Here is a 7,102-nt window from a genome sequence, read left to right as displayed (position 1 = left end):
GCATTCCCCCCCCCCCGCCACTTCTGCTTGGTTGCAACATGGGTGTTTGGTTGCATTGAACTGCCTTGGAACATCTGCGTTTTAAGGTGTGCGGCAATTATTGAAGTGTTCGTTAGTGTGGGTTGCATGTATCGATTGATACAGCGGAGGTTGTCTCCCTGATTTATGCAAGTGGTGTGTCCATTTTTTGAAAGACAGGCCATTGCCCAGCACCAGTATTGTATCTCAGCCGATTTCTCCGATCCTTCATACACCTGTTGAGGCTGAAACCGCCGCGCAAAATGAGTCGGTTAAGCTCTATACATCTGATAAAGGCTCCTCCCTTGGTGTTGAAACGCAAGAGCAGTTTCTGAGTTTTAAGGGAAACCGGGAGCAGCAACTTGAGCAGCTTCGAAAGGAGCTGCCGCAAGAGACGCTGAAATCGCCCTTACTGAATGGTACTGCTGCATTAAAAGCAGTCCCAGAAACTCTCCCTAAATCATATGACTGGGTTGGGGAGCCTGTAGTGGGAGATGCGCCAGATCTTTCGACATTAAAGCCAAATATTACTGAGAAGTTTGCAGAGGGTGAGAGCCATATCTCAACTTATACGACAACAGATGGTCACAATCTTGTCGGCAAAATTGAAAGAACTGTCGCCGCCGGGCACCTGAAGGCTGAACTGAGTGCTTATAAGACAATCTATGAAAATGCAGGCGAGCACCCAAACCTAGGGAAAGTTTATGGGATGGCCTCGGTACCTTACGGTAGTTTGGTCAAAGAAGCCTTGGTGATGGATGAAGTTATTGGTGATCGTGGCAGTGTCACCATGCGCAAGCTGAATCAGGCATGGAAGGCCGGGGATATCTCCAGCGCGCAATATTGGGGCAGTGTTCAATACATTGGGCAGAAACTGTTGGATGTTACTGGCCATATCAGTAAGGCTGGTTTAGTTCACAATGACATCAAACCAGACAATTACGTAGTGAGCGCAGAAACTGGTGAGCCTGTAATAATTGACCTTGGTTTACACTCCAAAGCTGGAGAGACCGCAAAAGGGTTTACCGAGGACTATAAAGCCCCTGAGGTACACCCGAGACATCCCCAAACTTCCGAAAAGAGCGATGTGTTCTCGGTTGGTGCGACCCTTCTTTCTGGTGTTGAACAAGGGCTTCGTGATCAAAACCACATGCCAAATGCTGGACTATGGCATTCAACGAAAATTAGCAGGGATGATGAAGGAAACGCAGTTAAGATCCCGGGGCTCGCGGCGGTTGAAACAGATTATTCCCGCTTTATGGACGGACTACAGAACACCATCAATCAGCGACCTGATGCCGCTGAAGCAGGTTCTCTTTCTTTCATCCAGGATAGTCTGATTGAGGAAAGTGAAGCCCGGTCTGTACTGAAGGATGTGGTTTCAAATCCTAAATATGATGGCCGAGGTGCACGCTCTGAGCGGCAAGTGACCGAAAAAGACATTCGAAACTCTTTTGGTGATGTGCGTAACGTCTTGGTGCAGCGTGCAAAAAATGAATCGCAAGGTGATGCTGCATTTGCGATTATCGAGTTGGGTAAGCAATGTAAAACGGTCATCAGAGCTGAAAAACAGGGCAATGCAGACAGTTCTGTCCTTGGGAGGCTGCGTGAACTGGTTTCTAAGACTTATCACACACTCTCTCAGTTCTCTGCTCATCACAATACAAGTGCGCGAAAGTCTGAAGCCTATGAGGTTTCAAGGATTCTATCGCATGAAGTTTCTGAGTTTGAGCAGTTTGATCCTCAGTTGATGACTGAGCCCAAGCTAAAGAATTTGCATGAGCTGGAGCTGCTGGAGACCCGCCTATCAGCCGTTTTGGACTTAACTATTCCTGCTGGTAAGCAGTCTAATATGCCGCCAGACGATGTGTTGGTGAGCCTTTATTATTTGACTGGTAAGCAGATTGAAGTGCGAGATGCTATTTCTCAGCTAAAAGAAAGCCAGGAAAAAATAGAAGCTTATCAGCAAGCTCATAGCGAGCAGGATATCTCTTGGTTACCTGTGGCAGAAGATGCCTTGCAAACTTTTGAGGCGACGCACCCGCGAGTTGTAAGCAGCTGGGGTCATGAAGCTGAATTGCATGCCAAAGTTAATTCAGAAAATGCCCAGAAGGCTTGGGAGAAAGTTGAACATCTGCAGCCTGAGCTGGAACGTTTGTCTGAGGACTTGAAATCTGTGCTCTCTTTGCTTGGCCCGGGTCCCTACCCGACAGATCGCTTGGGCGCTTTGAGAGAAGACTATACTCAGAAATTGGGCACTGTCGATACGTTGCTTCGTTTAGAACGAGAGTGGGTGATCTAGCATAATACTGCAGATAAAGATTGTGTAGCAGTGGGTCACTGCCAAAAGCGCATAGGCTTAAACAACAAAAGAGCCTGCGGTGGTCGCAGGCTCTTTCTTCAGTGTGGTTATTGTTGTTGTTAGCTGACTGCGATGCCGGGGAAGATGATCAGCAGGGCGACGGCTACGATCTGGATCATGATGAAAGGCAGCAGTGCTCTGAAGATTTCGCCCAGACTTATATCGGGCGGAGCCACGCTCTTCAGGTAGAAGGCCGCGGGTCCAAATGGCGGTGACAGGAAGCTCACCTGCATGTTCATGGCAAAGACAACGCCGAACCAGATTGGATCGTAACCAAGCTGTGAGACGATTGGCACGAAGATCGGCATGGTAAGCAATGCGATGCCAACCCAATCCAGGAACATGCCAAGCACGAACAGGATGAGCATCATGAACAGGATCACGACGGTTGGATCGTCGGAGATACCTGTGATCAGCGCCTGAACAAAGCGGATACCACCCATCAAGTTGAACACGCCGACCAGTGCAGAGGCCCCTACTCCAATCCAAACGATCATACCAACAGTTGATAAGGTCTGCTTAGCTGCCCCCATGATGAGCTTGACTGAAAATTCACGGCGGATGATTGTTGAGATGGTTACGCCGAGCACACCGATGGCAGACGCCTCAGTCACACTCGCGATGCCGCCATAGATAGAGCCAAGAACGAACACCACAACGAGGATCGGAAGAAACAGGCCTTTCAGGAGGCGCATTTTTTCCGCGATTGGGATCTCGCCAGCTTCTGGAATTGGCGCGACTTCAGGGTTGGAATAGGCGCGGATCAGAATATAGGCGGCGTACATGCCTGCAAGCATCAGGCCTGGGAAGAACGCTGCCGTGAACAGATCGCCGATAGAAACACTCGCTGTCAGACCGTAGATGATTAGCACGATGGATGGCGGGATCATTGTACCCAGTGCACCACCTGCACAGCATACGCCAATGGCAAGTTTGCGGTCGTAGCCAAGACGCAGCATCTGCGGCAGGGCGATGACGCCGAGTAGAACAACTTCACCACCGATGATGCCGGACATGGCCGCCAGAACAACAGCCACGAGAAGTGTCTGGATAGCGATGCCACCGCGCAGACGCCCACCAACGAGGCGCATGGCGTCAAACAGGTCCTTGGCTATGCCCGATCGATCCAGGATCGCGGCCATAAGCACGAACATGGGAACGGAGACGAAAACGAAGGAGTTCACGAAGCTGAAGATGCGGCTGACGATCAGCGGCACGGCGCCCGGGCCGAACCAGCCCAGTGCGAAAATGAGAGCAACAAGCAGTGTGACGAAAGCAAGAGGCATGCCCGTCAGCAGCAGCAGAAGCAATGAGCCGAACATCAGAACCGTAGCCAGCTCGATGCCCAGAGCTTTAAAATCCGGGATCAGGACGAGTAAATCGGTCATTTTTTCTTAGCGTAGTTGACGGCCAGAATTGCAAATTGCAGGCACATGAGAATAAGGATACCAAGCAGGAACAGCTTTAGCAGACCTGGTGTTGGCGGGTTCCATGCAGAGCCGGAGGTCTCCAGACGGAAATCGCCGGCGGGTGTCCAGATTGCGCGTTTTACAACGAGCCAGCCTGCCCAGGAGAACAAGGCGCTGGCGAGTGCACAGGCAATGGAGATAGCAACGTTGAAGACACGCCGAAGCTTGGGAGAGAGTGCATCGTAAATCAGAACCACACGGATGTGTTTGTTCGTCGATGCGCAATAAAGACCACCAAAAAGGATTGTTGTCGCCGTCAGGAAGATGACGGTTTCGTGGGCCCAAATGGTTGGTGAATTAAACAGATACCGCATAGCGACTTCATAAATCAGAATTGCCGCAGACGATACGATTGCAAGTGAAAAGAGTGCGCTGAGTTTTGCTATTATGCGCCCGAACAGCCCCGCTTCAGGTATGGCTCTTTGGCCAGCGTCTTTTTCTTCGTGATCTGACATTCACCCTGCCTCCCCGCTAGGTACCGAACCGTCGGGGAACTTGACGGTCCGGTATGTTTCACGCGATTTAAATCAGCTTACTGAGCAAGCAGACCTTGCTCTTTCAGGTAAGCGGACAGTACCGCGTAAACGCGTTTTGCGTTATCAGACTTCTCAGCAACTTTCTCCCACTGAGAGCGTGCGATTGCACGGAACTTAGCGCGTTCTTCTGCAGACCAGTTGTGAACGGTGATGTTTGGATCTGCAATAGCTTCTGCCACTGCAACAGCATCACGCATGGACAGCTGAGCAGTCATGTCACGTGCGAAGTCACGAACAGACATTTCCATGATAGCCTGAATGTCGGCTGGCATGCTGTCCCATGTTGCTTTGTTCATGGAAACTTCAACCAAAGGCATGGAGTGGAAGCCCGGGTACACCGGATGACCTGCTACAGCATGCATGCCCTGCTGGTGGTTGGTTGAGAACACTGTGTAATCTGCTGCGTCGATCACGCCTTTATCCAGCGCGGTGAACACTTCAGAACCTGGCAGGTTCACAGGTGCTGCGCCTGCTGCAGCAAATACGTTCTGTACCAGACCTTCTGGTGCACGCATTTTCACGCCCTTCAGGTCATCAACGCCGTCCAAAGGAACCTTGGAGATGAATGCTTCAAGGCCAGGAGTGGTCGCACCGATGAACTGAAGACCATATGGGTTCAGCAGTTCGTTCATCAGCTGCTTGCCGCCGCCGTACTCCATGAAGTTGAGCATTTCGGATGGAGAACCGTATGCACCAACCGGGTTTGCGATCAGGCCGAAGGCTGCATCTTTACCGGTGAAGTAAGAGGTGTCAGTGATGTGACCATCAATGATGCCTGCTGCAACAGCGTCCTGAGTTTCAGTGTGCTGAACGATTGTGCCAACTGGCAGCATTTCAACATTAACGCGGTCGTTGGTAAGAACGCCAACACGTGCTGCCCAAGCCTGCTGAAGTTCAAAGTTTGGGTTACCAGCTGGGTCAGAAGACTGGAAACGCAGAGAATAATCTGCTGCAAGTGCCGTTGTGGCGGTGGATGCTGCAATGACTGCTGCAGCTGCAAATTTCAAAAACTTCATACTCACAGTACCTCCCTGAAGAGTATTCGATGTATTGGCGGCCTTAGGCCACAGTTTCCGGCATGATCTGGCGCAAAATTTGATTGATGATGTCAGTTTTAGCGCCACTCACGTCGACGTTGATGTGCAGCTCGTCCAAAGACGGAGGCTGCAGGATTTCTAACTGGCTGTCCAGCAGCTCAAGTGGCATGAAATGATCCTGCCGATTGAGCATTCTTTCGCGAATGATATCTTTTGATCCTGAAAGGAAGATAAAACAGGCATGAGGCAAATAAGTGCGGATGATGTCACGGTAAGACCGCTTAAGGGCGGAACACGCAACAACAACAGCAGGTGTTGCTTCTTGTTTGTTTAAGTCAACGATCGCTTGCGAAAGATCATTCAGCCAAGGTCGGCGCATATCATCCGTTAGCGGATGCCCCCGACCCATTGCTTCAATATTGCCTTCAGGATGAAAATCATCGGCCTCGACATAGGTCGCCGGTAAACACGTAGCCAAAGCGCGTGCCACTGAAGTTTTGCCGACGCCACAAACACCCATGACGACAAATACTGATTTTTTATAGTCTTCCACGGCCCTAATTTTCCTCCTAAGAGAATTTGATCATAAATGATTGCGCAATCATTTTGCAAGAGGTATCTGAAATATCTACAAAGGCGCTCAGGAATAGGGAGAATTTTTTGATGCCAAAACCAACGCTTGTAGATGTTGGACGAGAAGCTGGCGTTAGCGCAATCACAGTTTCCCGCGCACTTCGCTCACCGGAAAAGGTGTCTGAGGCATTGCGTGCGAAAGTTGAAATTGCTGTGAAAAAACTTGGCTATGTGCCGAACCAGTCTGCCTCTACTCTTGCGTCAAATAAGTCCAGCTCCATCGTGGTTATGGTCCCTTCCATCTCCAACAACGTGTTCACTGATGTGCTTGGCGGAATCAGCGATGCGTTGCACGGATCGCGCTTCAATATGCAGATCGGTTACACCAATTACGACTCGCAGGAAGAAGAACGCATCCTGCGATCATTCCTGAACCCTACTCCCTCCGGCGTGATCATTTCTGGTCTTGAGCAAACTGACGAAACCAGGCAAATGCTTGAGAATGCAGGCGTTCCTGTTGTACAGATTATGGACATCAGCCCGAAGCCCATCGATATGATTGTTGGTTTCTCGCATGATCAGGCCGCAGAAACGGCGACGCAACATCTGATCGATTCGGGTTACAAAAACATCGGCTTCATTGGTGCGCAGATGGACCCGCGCTCTCTGAAACGTCTGGCTGGCTTCAAAAAAGCAATCAAAGACAATGGCGAGTTACGTGAGCAGTGCATTGCGGTGACCAACGAGCCTTCCAACGTGCGGTTGGGTGCAACCCTGCTGGATAAACTCACTTCGCAGTTTCCCGAGTGCGACGCCGTTTTTTGCAACAACGATGACTTATCTGTGGGTGTGCTGTTTGAATGTCAGCGACGTGGCATCAACGTTCCTGAAGAGCTTGGCATTTGCGGTTTTAATGATCTGGGCATCTCATCAGAAACCGTCCCAAGCATCACCTCGGTGACCACTCCACTGCGAGAGATCGGTCGTCTTGCCGGTGCAATGGTGATTGGCGAGGAAGGTGCGCCTTCGACTCCGATTGTTGATTTGAGCTACACAATCTCCGCACGCGAAAGCACAAAAAGGACATAAGCCAGAGTGGTCACTCTG

The 7,102-nt window shown here is 50.5% G+C and carries 6 protein-coding genes; 2 read left to right on the top strand and 4 right to left on the bottom strand.

Annotated features, from left to right (window positions below):
• The first annotated feature begins 202 nt into the window (after nucleotides 1–202).
• Entirely contained in the window at nucleotides 203–2,320 is a 2,118-nt protein-coding gene (locus PPL9_RS09480; protein ID WP_057462466.1) for a serine/threonine-protein kinase, read from the top strand.
• A 119-nt stretch (nucleotides 2,321–2,439) separates the two neighbouring features.
• On the opposite strand, the gene PPL9_RS09475 is transcribed toward PPL9_RS09480, so the two are convergent.
• From PPL9_RS09475 to PPL9_RS09460, 4 genes are all read right to left on the bottom strand, one after another.
• Complete coding sequence (locus PPL9_RS09475; protein ID WP_057462465.1) at nucleotides 2,440–3,768, bottom strand: TRAP transporter large permease subunit; 1,329 nt, start codon at nucleotides 3,766–3,768, stop codon at nucleotides 2,440–2,442.
• A complete protein-coding gene (locus tag PPL9_RS09470) occupies nucleotides 3,765–4,304 on the bottom strand; it encodes a TRAP transporter small permease (RefSeq protein ID WP_057462464.1) in 540 nt (179 codons plus the stop codon). The genes PPL9_RS09475 and PPL9_RS09470 overlap by 4 nt, the downstream gene beginning before the upstream one ends.
• Before the next feature lie 77 nt (nucleotides 4,305–4,381).
• The gene (locus PPL9_RS09465) at nucleotides 4,382–5,401 is read right to left on the bottom strand and encodes a TRAP transporter substrate-binding protein (RefSeq protein WP_057462463.1); all 1,020 of its coding nucleotides are present in this window, start codon (nucleotides 5,399–5,401) and stop codon (nucleotides 4,382–4,384) included.
• 43 nt (nucleotides 5,402–5,444) lie between these two features.
• Nucleotides 5,445–5,975, bottom strand: coding sequence for a gluconokinase (locus PPL9_RS09460; protein ID WP_057462462.1), 531 nt, complete (start codon nucleotides 5,973–5,975; stop codon nucleotides 5,445–5,447).
• Nucleotides 5,976–6,085: 110 nt separating this feature from the next.
• Here PPL9_RS09460 and PPL9_RS09455 point away from each other — a divergent pair, with 110 nt between their 5' ends.
• A complete protein-coding gene (locus PPL9_RS09455; protein WP_057462461.1) occupies nucleotides 6,086–7,084 on the top strand; it encodes a LacI family DNA-binding transcriptional regulator in 999 nt (332 codons plus the stop codon).
• The last annotated feature ends 18 nt before the right edge of the window (nucleotides 7,085–7,102 follow it).

Source organism: Pseudovibrio sp. POLY-S9 (genome assembly GCF_001431305.1).
GTDB lineage: Bacteria > Pseudomonadota > Alphaproteobacteria > Rhizobiales > Stappiaceae > Pseudovibrio.
Note: the sequence above shows the minus strand (reverse complement) of the source record. Positions and strands in the feature narration are given on the sequence as shown.